Below are 16,379 nucleotides of genomic sequence, written 5' to 3' on the forward strand. Positions count from 1 at the left end.
TCGATGGGAAAACAACGGGAAAACCAAATCATTTACGCCGACCCCGAGACGTGCCTCGGCTGCCACAGCTGCGAGCTGTCCTGCGCGGTGGCTCATGGGGCAGGCGACCTGCAGGGCGCGGTTGCCGGGGGGCAGCTGCTGCGGCCGCGCAACAAGGTGGTGTTGACGGGCGGGATATGCATGCCGATGCAGTGCCGGCAGTGCGAGGATGCCCCCTGCGCTTTTGCCTGCCCCACCGGCGCCGTGGTTCAGGAGGACGGCCAGGTCCGAATCCGCGAGAAGAACTGCGTCGGCTGCAAGTTGTGCGTGATGGTCTGCCCCTTCGGTGCGGTGTCCGTAGCCGCCGAAGACAAGCCGGACGGTCGCTTCCGCACCAACCGCGGGGTGGCGAAAAAATGCGACCTCTGCGCCGACTGGAGGGCCCGGAGCGGGCGAACCTCCCCCGCCTGCGTGGAGGCCTGCCCGACCAGGTCGCTCCGCCTGGTCGATATGGAGGCCTACCGGCGGGCGCTGCGTGAAGCCAGGGCCGCGGAACTGGCCCTGTCCCATAAACATCTCAGCCTGAGGAAGGTGAACCCATGAGCCTGCACCAGTCCATAGATCCATCCATCGAGGAACTGCTCCCCCTGGCCAAAAAGGAGGGGATCGCCACCGTCTGGGACCGCCACCAGGCGATGCAGCCCCAATGCGGTTTCGGTCAGCTCGGCATCTGTTGCCGCATCTGCTGGAAAGGCCCCTGCCGCATCGACCCCTTCGGCGAGGGGCCGCAGCGCGGCATCTGCGGCGCCGATGCCGATACCATCGTCGCCCGCAACGTCAGTCGCATGATGGCGGCGGGCGCCGCGGCGCATTCGGAGCATGGCCGGCACATCGCCCTGGCGCTGCAACAGGTCGCCGAGGGGAACTATCCCTCCTACCGGGTGAAGGACGAGGCGAAACTCAAGGGGATTGCCCGAACCCTCGGCCTCGACTGCGAAGGCAAGGAGATCCTCGACATCGCCGCCGAGGTCGCCCGGAGGACACTGGAAGACTTCCAGAGCCAGGACCACGGCAAACCCTGCAACTGGATCTCCGCCACCCTGACGGAAAAGCGGCTGGAGAAGCTGGCCGCGCTCCATGTCTTGCCCCACAACATCGACGCCGTGGTCGCCCAGATCATGGCCCGGACGACGGTCGGCTGCGACGCCGATGCCACCAACGTCATCCTCGGCGGGGTCAAGGGGGCTCTGGCCGATTATGCCGGCATGGTCCTGGCGACCGAACTCTCCGATGCCCTCTTCGGCACCCCGCAGCCGGTGGTGACCTCCTCCAACCTGGGGGTTCTCGAAGAGGACGCCGTGAATATCGCCGTCAATGGCCACAACCCGTTACTCAGTGAGGTGATCTGCGATGTCGCCGCGCAGATGGGGGCGGAAGCCAAGGCGGCCGGCGCCAAAGAGGGGATCAATATCGTCGGTATCTGCTGCACCGGCAACGAAGTCATGCTGCGCCACGGGGTGCCCCTGGCGGCCAATTATCTTTCCCAGGAGCTGGCCCTGCTCACCGGGGCCGTGGATGCCATGGTCGCCGACGTGCAGTGCATCATGCCTTCCTTAGCGGAAATCAGCGCCTGTTTTCATACCCAGATGATCACCACCATGGATGAGAATAAAATCAGCGGCGCCACCCATGTCCCTTTCCGCGAAGCGACCGCCACCGAGAACGCCCGCCAGGTGATCGAGCTGGCCATCGAGGCCTTCAGACGGCGTAATCCCAAACGGGTCAGCATCCCCCGGGTCAAGCAGACCGCCGTGGCGGGTTTCAGTGCCGAAGCGCTGGTCGGTGCCTTGAGCAAACTCGACCCGGAGGACCCGCTCAAGCCCCTCATCGACAGTATCGCAGGGGGCGCCATTCAGGGAATCGCCCTGTTTGCCGGCTGCAACAGTACCCAGGCGGTCCAGGACAGCAACTTCGTGACCATCGCCAAAAAGCTCGCCCGCAACAACGTGCTGCTGCTGGCCACCGGCTGCGGCGCCGGGGCCATGGCCAAGAACGGCCTGATGACCCGGGAGGCGACCGAGTCCTACGCCGGCGAGCCCCTCAGGGCGGTCCTGACGGCGGTCGGCGAAGCCGCCGGCCTCGGCGGCCCTCTCCCCCTGGTGCTGCACATGGGTTCCTGCGTCGACAACAGCCGCGCCGTCGGGGTGGCCGTGGCGATCGCGAACAAGCTCGGCGTCGACCTGGACAGCCTGCCGCTGGTGGCCTCGGCGCCGGAAGCCATGTCGGAGAAGGCGGTGGCCATCGGCACCTGGAGCGTGGCGTTGGGGATTCCCACCCATCTGGGCATCGTGCCGCAGGTGACCGGCTCCCGGGCTGTCACCGATATTCTGACCGAGAAAACCAGGGGCCTTTTCGGCGGCTACTTTATGGTCGAAACCAACCCCGACCTGGCCGCGGACCGGCTTCTCGGTGTCATCCAGGAGCGCCGCAGGGCTCTGGGGATCTAGGTTTATGAACAGGCGGAGGGCCATGGCCCTCCGCCTGCGGGAGAAAAGGAGACCAACCGATGTGCGACAGTCATAACAACCACCATCACGAACCGCCAGGGGAGGCTATTTCCTCCGGGGGGATCAAGATCGCCATTACCGGCAAAGGCGGCGTCGGCAAAACGACCCTGGCCGGGATGCTGGCCCGCGCCTTCGCCGCCGAGGGTCGCCGGGTTTGGGCCATCGATGCCGACCCCGATGCCAACCTTGCCTCCTCCCTCGGCATCCCCGCCGATAGAGGGGCGGAGCTTCGCCCCCTTTCCAGGATGAAGGAGCTCGCCAAGGAGCGAACCGCAGCCGCCGACGGTTACGGCAGCCTGTTCAAGCTCAACCCCAGGGTGAGCGACCTGCCGGAAAAATTCTGCCTTGAGCACGCCGGGGTCGGCCTGCTGCTTATGGGCACGGTGGATCAGGGGGGCACCGGCTGCGTCTGTCCCGAGCACACCCTGGTCAAGCGGCTGATGCAGCACCTGCTGCTGGAGAGGGACGAGGTGGTGATCATGGACATGGAGGCCGGCATCGAACACCTTGGCCGGGGGACGGCTGAATCGGTCGACGCCCTGATCGTGGTGGTGGAGCCGGGCCGCCGCAGCCTTCAGACGGCTCGCCAGGTCACCAGGCTGGCGGCCGATCTCGGCATAGCGAATGTTTTTTTCGTCGGCAGCAAGGTGCGCGACGAGCTCGACAGACGGTTTCTGGAGGATTCCCTCGCCGGCGGCTGTTGGCTGGGGGCCATCTCTTCAAGCGATGTCCTCAGGGAGGCCGATATGCAGGGCGTCTCGGCTTTCGACCTGGGCGGATCCCACGTCGATGAGGCCTTGGCTATCAAGGGCAAGCTCGTGGCCAATTTCGCCAAGCTTCAAGAGGCTGGTTGAGCAGCAGCCTTGTGTGTCGACCCGCTTTGGAGAAGGGGCTATTCTTGCTGACCTGCCTCTCTCACCAGGATTGGCGAGAAGTATGGCCCGTTTGATCTGACCCTGCTGGAGTCCGGAGCCGATAACGAGGCCTGGGCGCCGATTCACATGATGCCGGAAGAAACCGTGCAGGCCCATCTCGAGCCGCGGGGCAAAGTGCTTCTGCCCTTCCATTGGGGTCAGTTCAGCCTCTCCCTGCACGGCTGGACCGAGCCGATCGAGCGCCTTCTGGCCGCGGCCGACCGCAAGGGGGCGGTGGTCGCGACCCCGATGATCGCCCAGCCGATCACCTCCGGTGGCACCCTTCCTGCTGATGACTGGTGGCGACAACCAGAGAGTGTGGTTACCGGAGCTAAGGGCCCGGCGGGCCTGGTTTCCCCATAGATTAGGGCTTGGTAGCCAACCGGGGATCTTTAGTGCGCTCAATCCTTGGGAGATCCCTCCGGCTGAACTGGAAAAGGAGAATTTTGGTGGAACATTGACATCCCAGGGTGTTCCGAATAAACTCGATCTTACAAAAAAGGGGAGTAGCATCCGGACCTGATCCGGCCCGCACTTCGTCAAGACGGTGGCCCAGCCACCCGGAGGCGGGAGCTGCGACGTCACGTCGAGCCTTGCAAGACCTTTGTCCACTGCAGCCACCATGGCAGCGGGCAAAGGTCTTTTTTGTTTGGATTCAGTACCGCGGCAGGCTTTTTTCGCTCGGGTAGGCAGCAGGAAATTGGGAAAACAGGGATCGCAGGTTTGGTCGCCCCTCATAATTCTGGTTGGGAGATTGTATTGTGAATTCGCTCTGGCTGTGGATTGGTTTCAATCTGTTTGTGCTGGTTCTATTGGCCCTTGATCTTGGCCTGCTTCACCGTCGCGACAAGGTCGTCGGAATCCGTGAAGCGCTGTTGCTGAGCCTGGGCTATTTCGTGTTGGCGCTGCTGTTCGGTGCCGGCGTCTACCATTTTCTCGGCGCCGACGCCGGCATGGAGTTCTTCACCGGCTACCTGCTGGAGAAGAGCCTCAGTGTCGACAACATCTTCGTCTTCGTGCTGGTATTCAGCCATTTCTCGGTGCCGCCCCAGTACCAGCACCGGGTCCTGTTCTGGGGCATCCTGGGGGCGCTGGTGATGCGTGCCGCGCTGATCTTGACCGGGGCCACGATTATTGCGGCCTTCCATTGGGTGATCTACCTCTTCGGCGCCTTTCTCATCTTTACCGGGGGCAAGATGCTGGCGACCATCAACCAGGAGCCCGACATGGAAGGCAATCGCCTGGTGCGGCTGGTGCGCCGCCATTTTCGCGTCACCGAAGACTACGTGGGACACAGCTTCTTCGTTCGCCGCGACGGGTTGCTCTACCTGACGCCGCTGATGGTGGTGCTGATCCTGGTGGAAGTGACCGACGTGGTGTTCGCCCTCGATTCGATCCCGGCGATCTTCGCCATCACCACCGACCCGTTCATCGTCTATACCTCCAACGTCTTTGCCATCCTCGGCTTGCGGGCTCTGTATTTCGCCCTGGTCGGCGTTATTCACCGCTTTCACTACCTCAAGTACGGGCTGTCCCTGGTGCTCATGGTGGTGGGGGCGAAGATGCTGATCAACGCGGCCTTCGGCAAGGTCATCCCGACCGAGGCGGCGCTCCTCGTGACTGCCCTGCTCATCGGCGGCTCGATGCTGGTTTCCGTCGTCAGAACCCGTCGTCTGCCCAGGGAGGCAGCCACCACCGAGGCCGTGCAGGGTTGGGTGCCGGGCAGCCCCGCCCGCAAAGAAGGGGGCGAAGGCGATTCATCCGGAACCGGGGTGGAATAGGGACACAGTTATGGATACCCTCTGGCTCGAACTTTTCATCGTGTTGCTGCTCATCCTGGCCAACGGCTTCTTCGCCGGCGCCGAACTCGCCATCGTCTCGGTCCGCCGCGGCCGCATCGCCCAGCTGGCGGCCGCGGGCAGCAAATCGGCGCAAATCGTGGAGCAGTTGCACGCCGACCCGCACCGCTTTCTGGCCACGGTCCAGATCGGCGTGACGCTGGTTGGCACCTTGGCCTCGGCAGTCGGCGGTGCAGCCGCGGTGGAGGTGATCAAACCGGTGCTCAAGCAGGTGCCCTTGGCGTTTGTGAGCAACTCCGCCGAACCGTTGGCCCTGTTTCTGGTGGTTGGGGTCATCGCCTACCTGTCGTTGATCCTCGGGGAACTGGTACCCAAGGCCCTCGCGCTGGCCCACGCCGAGCGCCTGGCCCTGGCGGTGGCCCGGCCGATCGGCATTCTCGCCCGCATCGGTAATTTCGCGGTCTGTTTCCTCACCGTCTCGAGCCGCGCTGTGCTGACCTTGCTCGGCATCCGGGCCCAGGGCGGTCAGGCCTTTATCACCAAGGAGGAGATCCAGCAACTGGTGGCCGAAGGGCGCGAGCTGGGGGTCGTCTCTCCCCGCGAACAGGAGATCATCCGCAACGTTTTCGAGTATTCAAAAACCAGGGTGCGCGAGGTCATGGTGCCGCGGCCGCGCGTGGTTGCTCTCGATCTGGCCAACAGCCGCGAGCAGTTGCTGCAGATGGTCTTCGAGCACCAATATTCGCGCTACCCGGTCTACCGGAACGACCCCGAGAGCATTCTCGGCTTTCTTCACGCCAAGGACCTGTTTGGGCAGGCGGTGCGGGGGGCTGGATTCGATCTGGAAAAGCTGCTGCGGCCGGCCTGCTTTGTGCCGGAATCGAAGAAAATCGATGAGCTGTTGCGCGACATGCAGCGCCGGCACGTCCACATGGCGGTGGTGATCGACGAGTACGGAGGGGTCAGCGGCATCGTGACCACCGAGGATCTCCTGGAGGAACTGGTCGGTGAAATCGAGGACGAGCACGACCAGAGCGAGCCGGCACGTATAAGGCCTCTCAAGAGCGGCGGCTACCTGGTCGACGGCTTGCTGCCCCTCAATGACCTGGCCGATCTGCTGGGGGTGCATTTCCCCCAGGATCGGCCCTATGAGACCCTGGCCGGGCTGATTCTCTTCGAGTTGGGGCACCTGCCGGTGGAGGGGGAACAGTTGCAGTGGGGCGGTTACCTGTTGACCTGTACCAAGGTGAGGCAGACCGCCATCGAAGGGGTCAAAATTGAGCCCCATAAGCGCAAGGAACCCCTGCAGGAGGAGCCCTGATCAAGCAGATCGGTCTTAATTCAACGCGGAGTTGACTGTACCAGGGGGCCCTTGTTGAGCTAGTATGGTCGAATTGCATGGGCCATATTCGATAAATCGGCAACTCAACGCCCGGTCAGCGAGCTCGCAGCGAAATGAGTGAAACCCTTCTCGAACAACTCAACGCAAACCTGGAAACCTTTCTGACAACCTGGACCGACCACATGCGCGAGGCCGGTTACCTGGCGCATACCACCGCCAAGCGCCAGGATTGCATCGAGTCGTTCCGGGGGGTTCTGGAATCGATCCGGCGCCTGGCTTCGCAGGGAGGTGTGCCCGCCTTCGCCCCGATGCTGAAGCACTCGGAACACGGGGTCCGCTATATGCTCCAAAGCGCCCGCAACCACCGGCTGCGGGGAATCACCGAGGGGATGTACCTCGGCTGTTTCAAGACGCTCATCCACTCCCTGGAGGAAATGGTTCTTACTCTGGAGCTGAGCGCCGATGCCAAACTGGAGGCAGTGCTGAAGATCCGCCGGGTCTGCGATGTGCTGGAGACCGTCTTCGTCGGTGACTGGGAGCAGGCTCTCGCCCATGACATGACGGCGCAGCTGCAGGAGGTCAACCGCCAGCTGACCCTGAAAAAAAACCGCTACGAAAATATCTTCCGCAGCACCTCGGACCTGGTCCTGCTGACCGACGAGCTGGGGCTGATCAGCGAAGCCAACCCGGAAACGGAAAAATACGTTTCCAGTGAACAACTTCTGGGCAGGCCCTTCTGGGGTTTCCTGCAGCTCGACTGCCGGGACATGGCGCAGGTGCTCGAAGCGCTGCCGGTTGATGAGCCCCATGAGGTCCGCTCCAGGGATGGCCGCCACGTCTTCATCCTGCGCCTCGTCCCCCTGTCGAAAGTCTCTCTGGCCGCCCAGGGGTATATGCTGATTCTCAGCGACATCACCCTGCTGGTCAACCACCGGCGGGAACTCGAGAGGCGGGTGGAGCAGAGGACCGCCGCGCTGAGCCGTTCCCAGGACCTGCTGCGCCGGGAAAAGGCGCAGACCGACGAGATGAACGTCACTTTGCGAAACGTCATGAAGAGCATCGAGTCGGACCGCCGCGACCTGGAGCAGAATATCTCGCGGAAAATCAGCTCCCACCTGCTGCCGGCCCTGGATAAAATCCGCCAGGAACCAGCTGCCGGCGTCCGCGCCAGTTACCTGGATTTGATTCGGGAGCAGTTGATCTCCCTGACCTCCGGTTTCGATGCGGAACTCGATGCCGGCATGCTCAAGCTCAGCAGGACCGAATTGAGCATCTGTCGTTTCATCCAGGCCGGCTGCTCCTCCAAGGAGATCTCCGAGGCCATGAACCTGGCTTTCGACACCATCCGTACCCACCGAAAAAATATCCGCAGAAAACTCGGCCTGCAGGGAAAAGACATCAACCTGCACTCCTTCCTGGCCAGCCGCACCTGTACGCCTTCCGGCGAAGTTTGACCCCTCCCCAGCCTAATGGGGTATGGATAAATACCCCATAATACCCCCAGGCCTCCCCTTTTTCTCCCAGGGCTCAGCCGCTATCATGAGGCAAAAAGGCCTCAAGAGGTAAGCCGGCCCAAGGGGGAATCCATGAAAAACATCCAAACAGCCTCGCAGCCCGAGCCTCCGACCACGATCCGGGTCGGGTGCGGCCTGCGAGATTTTTTCATCGCCCGCAGCGGCGCCGAGATGCTGCAGGCCTACGAGGGGCTGCGCGCCCTGCTTCGGGGTCTGCCGGCACCGGAAGATCCAGACGTCATCGAGTTCGCCTTCAACCGGCTGTTCGTCGGTCCCAAAGCGCCCATCGCCCCGCCGTTCGCCTCGATCTACCTGGAAAAGGACGAGCTGGTCATGGGCCGCGCGACCCAGGAAGCCCGCGACCTTTATGCGGCCGTGGGCCTGAGCTCCCCCTGGCGGGGCACCTTCCCCGAGGATCACATCGCGCTGGAAATCGATGCCTGCCTGCACCTGCGGCAGCTGCAGCACCACCCGCAAGGGAAGGAAATCGCCGAACTGTACCGGCGGTTTCTGCGGGAGCACCTGCTCGAATGGGCTCCACAATTCGCCGGACGCATCAGCTCGGCCGAGGCGGTTCCTGCCACGATCCGCGCCACCGCCGACCTGATGATGGACTGGCTGCACCAGGAAATCACCTGAACAACACAAAGGGAGATGGGACATGAAGGATTCATGCAAGGATCTGGTCAGCAGGGCCCTGGGCAGCTCGGTGAGCCGCCGCCGGTTTCTGCAGATGCTGGCCCTCAGTGGTGCTGCGGCCGCGGTGCCCGGCAGCCTGCTGCGGGCCGCCACCGCCGGGGCGGAGATCGGCTACGAGGAGGCCTTTGAGGTTTTCCGCAACGCCTGCCCGCGCAACTGCTACGACAGCTGCAGCATCAAGACCTTCGTCAAGGATGGGGTCATCCAGTTCGTCGAAGGTGCCAGCGAGTCGTCCTTTACCGCCGGCGGGCTCTGCGTCAAGGGTTACGCCTACCCCCGCCGGGTCTACAGCCCGGACCGGATCAAGTACCCGATGCTGCAGGTCGGCCGCGGCAGCGGCAACTGGAAGCGCCTCAGTTGGGAGGAGGCCATCGACCGCATCGCCGGCAAGATCCTCGAGATCAACGAAAAGGACGGCAACCTGCTGGGGCTGGCCCTCGACAAGTACTCGGGCAACTTCGGCATCACCCATTACGGCGTCGAGGGGATGATGTCGTCGCTGGGCTATACCACCCGCTTCGTCGGCACCCCCTGCTGGCCGGCGGGGATCGACGCGCAGAACTACGATACGGGTGAGATGTGGTGCAACGACCCCGAGGACATGGTGGAGAGCAAGTACATCATCGTCTGGGGGGCCAACCCCGCCTGGTGCTCGGTGCACAGCATGAAATTCATCTTCGAGGCCCAGCGCCGCGGCGCCAAGCTGGTGGTCATCGACCCGGTCTTCACCCAGACCGCGGCCAAGGCCGACCTGTATATCCAGGTCGACACCGCCGGCGACGGCGCCCTGGCCCTGGGCATGGCCCGGCACCTGCTCGACAAGGGGAAGATCGACCGCCGGTTCGTCACCGAGCATGCGCTGGGATTCGAGGACTTTGCCAATTACCTGCGGCAGAACGTCACCCTCGAGTGGGCCGCCGAGGAGTCCGGAGTCCCGGTGCCGGTGATCCGCCAGCTGGCCGAGGAGTTTGCCGCCGCCGACCCGGCCACGGTCTGGATCGGCTACGGCATGCAGCGCCACACCAACGGCGGCGCCAGCGTACGGGCCATCGACGCCCTGGTGGCCATGACCGGCAACATCGGCAAGGTCGGCGGCGGGGCCCGCTACGGGCACCTGCGCACCTGGGGCTTCAACTACAACGCCATGGTCAACTCCGCCCCCGAAGGAGCGGTGGGGATGGTGGACGGCGCCGGCATCAAGGGGGATTTCCACTTCATCGGCGAGGGCGGGGCCAAATACACCGACCGCCCCCTCAACATGAATCAGCTCGGCCGCGAAATCCTCCAGACCCAGGATCCCCAGATCCGCATGCTCTGGCTCGCCTGCCGCAACCCCTTCAGCCAGGACCCGGACACCGCGCTGCTGAAGAAGGCCTTCGACACCCTGGAGATGGTAGTGGTGGTCGATCAGTTCTTCACCAAGAGCGTCGAGCAGGCCGACATCGTGCTGCCCCACACCACCTTGTTCGAGGAGTACACGGTCAACGTCGGCTACTGGCACTACTGGCTCAGCCTCAACGAGCAGGCGATACAGCCGATGTACGAGTCCAAATCCGACGTGCAGATCGCCGCCCTGCTCTCCAGGCGGATGAACGAGCTCAAGCCAGGCTCCTGCACCTTCCCCACCGAATTGGATACGCGCAAATGGATGGAGAAGGAGTTCAACCAGGGGATCTACGATCTGTTCGGCCTCAACTCCTGGGAGGATCTGCGCCAGGGGCCGGCCAAAGCCAAAATTCCGTCGAGCGCCGCCTGGCATGACTTCAAGTTCAAGACCCCGTCGGGGAAGTACGAGTTCAGCTCGGCGCTCGCCGCCGAGCACGGCCACAAGGCGCTCCCCGAGTACCGGCCCAAACGGGCGGCCACCGCACCCCTGCGGCTGCTGACGCCCCACAGCAAGTTCAGCCTTCACTCCCAGTTCCAGAACCTGGACTTCATGGAAGACTTCAACCCCGAGCCGCTGGTCTACATCCATCCGGCGACGGCCCGGGCGCGGGGGATCGGCGACGGGGACCAGGTGCGGGTGTTCAACCGCCTGGGCGATGCGCGGCTCAAGGCGAGGCTGACCGACAACGTCTCGGCCGATGTGCTGCTGATGTACGAGGCCTGGTTCCGCAACAGCGACTTCAACGTGCAGAACCTGCTCGACGACGAGTCGGCGGATATGGGCGCCTATAAGACCGGCGCTCCAGGCATCGCCACCCACGACCAGTTTGCCGATGTTGAAAGAGCCTGAGGAGGGTGACCATGAAGAAACAGTATGGATTCTTTATCGACGCTGACCGCTGCATCGGCTGCTTCACCTGCGCCATGGCCTGCAAGAACCAGAACCGGCTCGAACCCGGCATCAAATGGCGCGAGGTGCACCCGCTCGACGAGGCCATCTATCCCCACCGGGACCGGGCGTTCTACTCGCTGGCCTGCAACCACTGCGAGCGCCCCTGCTGCATCGAGGCCTGTCCGGTGAGCGCCTACAGCAAGCGCGAGAAGGACGGGGTGGTGGTGCACGACCAGCAAAAGTGCATCGGCTGCAAGAACTGCGTGCGCTCCTGCCCCTTCGGCGCCCCCGAGTACAACCCGGAACTGAACAAGGCCGAAAAGTGCAGCCTCTGCTACCAGCGCCTCGACGCCGGGCTGACCCCGGCCTGCGCCCAGGGCTGCCCGACCCGCGCGCTGCAGGTGGTCGAGCTGAGCGCTTTGGATGACGCCGACCTGCTCCACTACCCGCCCGGCTTCCCCGCGGCGAAAAAACTCAACCCCTCGGTGCGTTTCCGCAGCCCGCGGCAGCCCAGAATCATAAGGAGGAAAGCCTGATGAGCCATATGGAACTTCCCCTGGTGTTTTTCACCGTGCTGGCCCAGGCGGCCATCGGCCTGGCTATGTTGAGTGCCCTGCGCGGTCGGGCGGTCGCCGAAGGGACGGGCGGCAAGTTTTTTACCGAGCAGCAGATGGCCCTGGGCCTGCTTGGCGTGGGGCTTCTGGCCTCCATGTTCCATCTGGGTCACCCCCTGGGTGCGCTGCGAACCCTGGCCAATCTGCAGCATTCCTGGCTGAGCCGGGAGATTCTGGTGTTCATGGTGCTGGCGGCTCTGATGACGGTGGCCGCGGGGCTCAGCTTTCGCGGCAGGGGTCACGCCGGGCTGGGCAGGCTGACGGCGGCGGTGGGGCTGGTCGCCCTGGCGATTCAGGGATTTGCCTACGCCCCGCCCAGTCAGCCGACCCTGGCCAATGGTGTTCCGCTGGTCCTGTTCCTGATCACCGCCCTCGCCCTGGGAGCGGCCTTCGGCTCCTGGTTTGCCCCGGATAACCGCCAGCCGCTGCTGGCCGGAGTGCTGGCGGCGACGCTCCTTTTGGCCCTGGCGCTCAATCTGCTGCTGCCGAGCGTCTGGCTGTCGGGCGGGTTGGTCGAGGAGTTGACCGGCAGCGCCTACCTCGGATCGCCTCTCTACTGGGGGCGGTTGATCGTCGGCCTGGTCCTGCCGCTGCTGGTGCTGGCCCGCACCCGACGCATCCCCGGCTGGCTGCCATGGCTGATCCTGCTCGGTGAATTTGCCGGACGCATGGCCTTCTTCAGCCTGGCTGCAACCACCGCGGCCAACATCGGCATGCCGCTTTGAACCTGAAACGAGGGGGATCCCGCGCAGCCGGGGTTTTCCTGGCGGCGGCAATCCTGGCCTGGAGCGCCGCCGCCGGCTGGTCAGCCGACTGGTCCGGCGGTGTCCGACTCGGCGGCAAAAGGTTCTCCGGCGCCGCCGGCCAGCCGTTGATCATCGAAATCGAGGCGCCCACGGAACGCCTTCCCAGCGGCTTCATGTACAGCGTGGTCGCCGAAGGGGTGTCCTATCCAGGTCCGGAGCCGCCGGCGCTCCTGCCCGGTATCCCGTCCACCACCGTCACCTGCCGACTGCCGGGCGAGTACCTGCTTCGGGTCAGAGTCAACCTGGTTCACAAGACCTCCTGCGGCGGCGCCTCGTTCCAAACCATCCTCGATGAGGAAGTCGCTTTGGAAATCACCGGGGGGTCCGGCGACGGGACAGGTCGGTGAGGATGAAGAAGGGGCCGGAATAACCTCCCCCAGGGCCGGCAGTTCCGGGATTGGTCCTCGGTGCCCCTCAAGGACCGTTTACCCCCCTCGTGGGAACCGTTGCAGTTACTTCCAGTTTTCATTTTTCGGCGGTACTTTATCGAAAAAAGTCCCGATAACCTCCAGCGTAGGGAGGCAGATTGACCACAGGCCGCTTTCGAAAACGAAAGCGGCCTGTGGTTTTCAGCATTCTCGGGTTGGTTGTCGGTTGGTGACAGACAGGCTGATTCAACCTCCCATCACCTGCGCCCCCGCCTTGGCCATTTTCGCCAGGGCGACCCGTCCGCCTTCCTCGGTCACCGGCCGGGTCCCGTCGACCAGCAGGTTGACCGCAAACCCCTCCTTGAGTGCGTCGAGCACCGTGGCCAGCACGCAGACGTCCTGGGCCAGCCCGCCGACGAACAGGCGCTTGATCCCTTTTTTCTTCAGCCAGAAGGCCAGGCCGGTCTGGTCGAAAGCCGAGTTCTGGTCCTGGTCGAAGCGGTTCCCCTTGGTGACCACAACAGCCTCCGTCGGAAGCTGCAACGCCGGGTGGAAGGCCGCACCGGGGGTATCCTGCAGGCAGTGCACCGGCCACTGGCCGCCGCTCTCGGCGAAGCTGATGTGACCGGTCGGGTGCCAATCCCGCGAGGCGTAAATCGGCACCTTGGTTTCGACCGCGGCCTGGATCCAGCCGTTGAGGACGGGAACGACCTGGTCGCCGTTTTCGATGGGCAGAGCCCCGCCGGGGCAGAAGTCGACCTGGACATCGACCAGCAGCAGCAGGTCTCCGGGGGCAAAGGCGGATGGGCTTGGCGTCATGGTTTTTTCCTTCCGAAAAGTAAAGGGGACTGGGAACACTTTAGCGCAGCCATGCCCTCTGTCCAGCCCTGCCTGCCACCCCGACGAAGCGGATGCCGGGGCTTTGCTGCGGCGTTGACAAAGGGGCTGGCCCGGGGTCAGAATCGAGGCAAAGAACCGAAGCCATCCACGAGGAGCCCATGGACCTGAACCGCCTGACCTGCATCGACCTCGACCTGCCCGCCATCGAAGGGTTTCGCAAATTCATCAGCTCCTGGCTCTACCGGGGGGAGGGGTTCAGCCTGCTGGTCGATCCCGGCCCGCTCTCCACCCTCCCCACGCTGCTTGCGGGCCTGGAACGGCAGGGGGTAAAGCGCCTCGACTACGTCCTGCTGACCCACATCCACATCGATCATGCCGGCGGCACCGGGGGGCTGCTGCGCCACTACCCCGAGGCCCGGGTCATCTGCCACCCCGAGGGGATCCGCCACCTGGCGGCGCCCGAGAAGCTCTGGCAGGGGACGCGCAAGGTGCTGGGGGCGCTGGCCGAGGCTTACGGCGAAATCCTGCCGGTCCCCGAGGCGCAGCTCGGCTTCGCCGAGCAGGTTGGCGCCACCGGGGTGCGCGCCTTTCTGACCCCCGGGCATGCCCAGCACCACTGCTGCTACCTGCTTGACGACCTGCTGTTCGCCGGCGAGGTGGCCGGGGTGCGCAGCGAGGTGGCCGAGGGGATCTACATGCGCCCGGCGACCCCGCCGCGCTTCATCCAGGCGGTGGCCCTCGATTCCATCGAACGGATGCTCGCCCTGGCGCCCCGTTACCTGGTCTTCGCCCATTACGGGCTGGTCGAGGGAGCCGTGGAGCATCTGCGCATCGGCCGCGACCAATTGCAGCTCTGGGTGCAGGGGGTGGCGCGGACCTGGGAGGCTAAGCAGCGGGAGGAGGCCTTTTTCGCCTGGCTGCTGGAGCACGACCGCCACTATCGGAACATCCGGCAGCTTCCCGCCGACATCCTCGCCCGCGAGCAGGTGTTCCTCGGCAATACCCTGCGCGGCATGAGCGAGTTCGTGGAAAACCTCGCTCCCGAGCAGCGCCGGGAGCTGGCCGAGGCCTGAGCGGTCCTCACCCCCTGTCCCGGTTCATCTCCACCAGGTTCTCCCAGTATTTCATCGGCATGAAGCTGCGCTGCAGCCGCGGGTTGCGGCGCTCGGGGATGGCGATGCGGTCGCAGCAGGCGCACCAGCGCTGCTTTCGGCGGTTTTTCCGGAAAAACTGCCCGGAGTCAGGAGAAAGGCCAAGCCACCACGAAGAGCACGAAGGACACGAAGAGAGACTGAAAACAAAAATCCAAGTTATTGTTTTTTTTTTAACTTCGTGATCTTCGTGTCCTTCGTGGTGAAAAATATTTCTTGGCAGACTGGACCTACCATTGCCATCCAGGTAAGTCCACTCTTGGTAACTCATTTTTTCTCTCGCAACTTAGTATCGATCAGCACCTCGGCATGCAGGGTGCGGTGCACCGGACATTTTTCGGCGATCTCCAGCAGGCGTTGGCGCTGCTCCTCGTCCAGGTTCCCCTTCAGATCGAGTTCCCGCTCGAAGCGGTCGATCTTGCCGTCCTTCTCCTCGCAGTGCTCGCAGTCCTCGGCGTGGATCTTCTCGTGGCGCAGGCGCACCACGGCATCCTCCAGCGGCCACTCCTTGCGCCGGGCGTACATCTGCACGGTCATGCTGGTGCAGGCCCCCAGCGCCGCCAGCAGGTAGTCGTAGGGCGAGGGACCCTGGCCGCTGCCGCCGTAGCTGACCGGCTCGTCGGCCACCAGGGGGTAGCCGTTGGCGAACATTTCGGTGTAGAAGCCTTCGGCGCCGGTGCGCACCGTGACCCGGTTGTCGATGACCTCGGGCAGGGCCTGGACCTGTTCGGCGGATTCGAGAAACCGCTGGGCCCAGGCGGCGATCATGTCGCCGGCATAAAGCGAATCCTCGCGGCGGCTCAGCAGGTGGTCGGCCGGGTCGAGTGAGATGAAGCTTTTCGGGTGCATGGCCGCCTTGAAGATGTCGGCGGCGTTGTCGATCCCCACCACCTTGTCCCGGGGCGAGTGCAGCACCAGCAGGGCGGCGTCGAGGTTGCGGATCTTCTCGGTGGGGTCCTGGGCCTCCAGGTCGTCGAGCAGCTGCTTTTTGATGGTGAACTCGCCTCCCCCCAGATCGACCTTGGCCTCGCCGCTCTTCTCGATCTGTTCCCGGACCCCCTCGAACAGCCGCGCCGCGTGCCGGGGGTGGCCGGGGGCGGCGATGGTGGCCACCGCCTTGACCGCGGGGATCTCCCCGGCGGCCTGCAACACCGCCGCGCCCCCCAGCGAGTGGCCGATGAGGATGCTTGGCCCCTCGTGGTTCTCTTCCAGGTAGCGGGCCGCGGCGACCAGGTCGCGCAGGCTCGAGGAGAAGTTGGTGTCGGCGAATTCGCCTTCGCTCTCGCCGAGCCCGGTGAAGTCGAAGCGCAACACGGCGATCCGCCGCCGGCACAGGGCCCGGGCGATATTGGCCGCCGCGCTGAGGTTCTTGCTGCAGGTGAAGCAGTGGGCGAACAGGGCGTAGGCGATGGGCTGCTCGTCTTCGGGCAGGTCGAGCAGCGCGGCGAGTTCGAGGCCCTCGGCGTTGGGGAAGGTGATTCTTTTCTGTTTCATGGATCTCCCCTTTA

At 64.2% G+C, this 16,379-nt stretch carries 16 protein-coding genes; 13 read left to right on the plus strand and 3 right to left on the minus strand.

Features of this window, described 5'->3' with window-relative positions:
- Window positions 1–3 precede the first annotated feature (3 nt).
- The 12 genes from DESUT3_RS01175 to DESUT3_RS01230 all read left to right on the plus strand — a co-directional run bounded on the left by DESUT3_RS01175 (window position 4) and on the right by DESUT3_RS01230 (window position 12,859).
- Entirely contained in the window at window positions 4–582 is a 579-nt protein-coding gene (locus DESUT3_RS01175; RefSeq protein WP_221250634.1) for a 4Fe-4S dicluster domain-containing protein, read from the plus strand.
- Window positions 579–2,486 carry an anaerobic carbon-monoxide dehydrogenase catalytic subunit gene (gene cooS, locus DESUT3_RS01180; protein WP_221250636.1) on the plus strand — a complete coding sequence of 636 codons (1,908 nt, stop codon included), beginning with the start codon at window positions 579–581 and terminating at the stop codon, window positions 2,484–2,486. The genes DESUT3_RS01175 and cooS overlap by 4 nt, the downstream gene beginning before the upstream one ends.
- 122 nt (window positions 2,487–2,608) lie before the next feature.
- Window positions 2,609–3,400: an ATP-binding protein gene (locus DESUT3_RS01185; RefSeq protein WP_221252431.1), complete on the plus strand. Its 792-nt coding sequence runs from the start codon at window positions 2,609–2,611 to the stop codon at window positions 3,398–3,400.
- A gap of 69 nt (window positions 3,401–3,469) precedes the next feature.
- Window positions 3,470–3,823 carry an MBL fold metallo-hydrolase gene (locus tag DESUT3_RS01190; RefSeq protein WP_221252432.1) on the plus strand — a complete coding sequence of 118 codons (354 nt, stop codon included), beginning with the start codon at window positions 3,470–3,472 and terminating at the stop codon, window positions 3,821–3,823.
- A 398-nt stretch (window positions 3,824–4,221) separates the two neighbouring features.
- On the plus strand, window positions 4,222–5,241 hold the full coding sequence (locus tag DESUT3_RS01195; RefSeq protein ID WP_225911595.1) for a TerC family protein: 1,020 nt from the start codon (window positions 4,222–4,224) through the stop codon (window positions 5,239–5,241).
- A gap of 10 nt (window positions 5,242–5,251) precedes the next feature.
- Window positions 5,252–6,580 carry a hemolysin family protein gene (locus DESUT3_RS01200; protein ID WP_221250639.1) on the plus strand — a complete coding sequence of 443 codons (1,329 nt, stop codon included), beginning with the start codon at window positions 5,252–5,254 and terminating at the stop codon, window positions 6,578–6,580.
- A 134-nt stretch (window positions 6,581–6,714) separates the two neighbouring features.
- A complete protein-coding gene (locus DESUT3_RS01205) occupies window positions 6,715–8,055 on the plus strand; it encodes a PAS and helix-turn-helix domain-containing protein (RefSeq protein WP_221250640.1) in 1,341 nt (446 codons plus the stop codon).
- 132 nt (window positions 8,056–8,187) lie between these two features.
- A complete protein-coding gene (locus tag DESUT3_RS01210) occupies window positions 8,188–8,754 on the plus strand; it encodes a TorD/DmsD family molecular chaperone (RefSeq protein ID WP_221250641.1) in 567 nt (188 codons plus the stop codon).
- A gap of 22 nt (window positions 8,755–8,776) precedes the next feature.
- Window positions 8,777–11,050, plus strand: a complete 2,274-nt coding sequence (locus DESUT3_RS01215; protein WP_221250642.1) for a molybdopterin-dependent oxidoreductase — start codon at window positions 8,777–8,779, stop codon at window positions 11,048–11,050.
- Between the two features lie 11 nt (window positions 11,051–11,061).
- Window positions 11,062–11,628 (plus strand): 4Fe-4S dicluster domain-containing protein, encoded by a 567-nt coding sequence (locus DESUT3_RS01220; protein ID WP_221250643.1) that lies wholly within the window; start codon window positions 11,062–11,064, stop codon window positions 11,626–11,628.
- Window positions 11,628–12,431: a dimethyl sulfoxide reductase anchor subunit family protein gene (locus DESUT3_RS01225; protein ID WP_221250644.1), complete on the plus strand. Its 804-nt coding sequence runs from the start codon at window positions 11,628–11,630 to the stop codon at window positions 12,429–12,431. Before DESUT3_RS01220 ends, DESUT3_RS01225 begins: the two co-directional genes overlap by 1 nt.
- Window positions 12,428–12,859 carry a hypothetical protein gene (locus DESUT3_RS01230; RefSeq protein ID WP_221250645.1) on the plus strand — a complete coding sequence of 144 codons (432 nt, stop codon included), beginning with the start codon at window positions 12,428–12,430 and terminating at the stop codon, window positions 12,857–12,859. The genes DESUT3_RS01225 and DESUT3_RS01230 overlap by 4 nt, the downstream gene beginning before the upstream one ends.
- Window positions 12,860–13,126: 267 nt before the next feature.
- Here DESUT3_RS01230 and DESUT3_RS01235 read toward each other — a convergent pair whose 3' ends face one another.
- Entirely contained in the window at window positions 13,127–13,699 is a 573-nt protein-coding gene (locus DESUT3_RS01235) for an isochorismatase family protein (protein WP_221250647.1), read from the minus strand.
- Between the two features lie 179 nt (window positions 13,700–13,878).
- On the opposite strand from DESUT3_RS01235, the gene DESUT3_RS01240 reads away from it, so the two are divergent.
- Entirely contained in the window at window positions 13,879–14,793 is a 915-nt protein-coding gene (locus DESUT3_RS01240; protein ID WP_221250648.1) for an MBL fold metallo-hydrolase, read from the plus strand.
- 7 nt (window positions 14,794–14,800) lie between these two features.
- Here the strand turns inward: DESUT3_RS01240 and DESUT3_RS01245 are convergent, their stop codons facing one another.
- Entirely contained in the window at window positions 14,801–15,142 is a 342-nt protein-coding gene (locus DESUT3_RS01245; protein ID WP_221250649.1) for a DUF4130 domain-containing protein, read from the minus strand.
- A complete protein-coding gene (locus tag DESUT3_RS01250; protein ID WP_221250650.1) occupies window positions 15,139–16,365 on the minus strand; it encodes a bifunctional alpha/beta hydrolase/OsmC family protein in 1,227 nt (408 codons plus the stop codon). The genes DESUT3_RS01245 and DESUT3_RS01250 overlap by 4 nt, the downstream gene beginning before the upstream one ends.
- Window positions 16,366–16,379 lie beyond the last annotated feature (14 nt).

The sequence above is a fragment of the Desulfuromonas versatilis genome (assembly GCF_019704135.1).
GTDB classification, from domain to species: domain Bacteria; phylum Desulfobacterota; class Desulfuromonadia; order Desulfuromonadales; family NIT-T3; genus Desulfuromonas_A; species Desulfuromonas_A versatilis.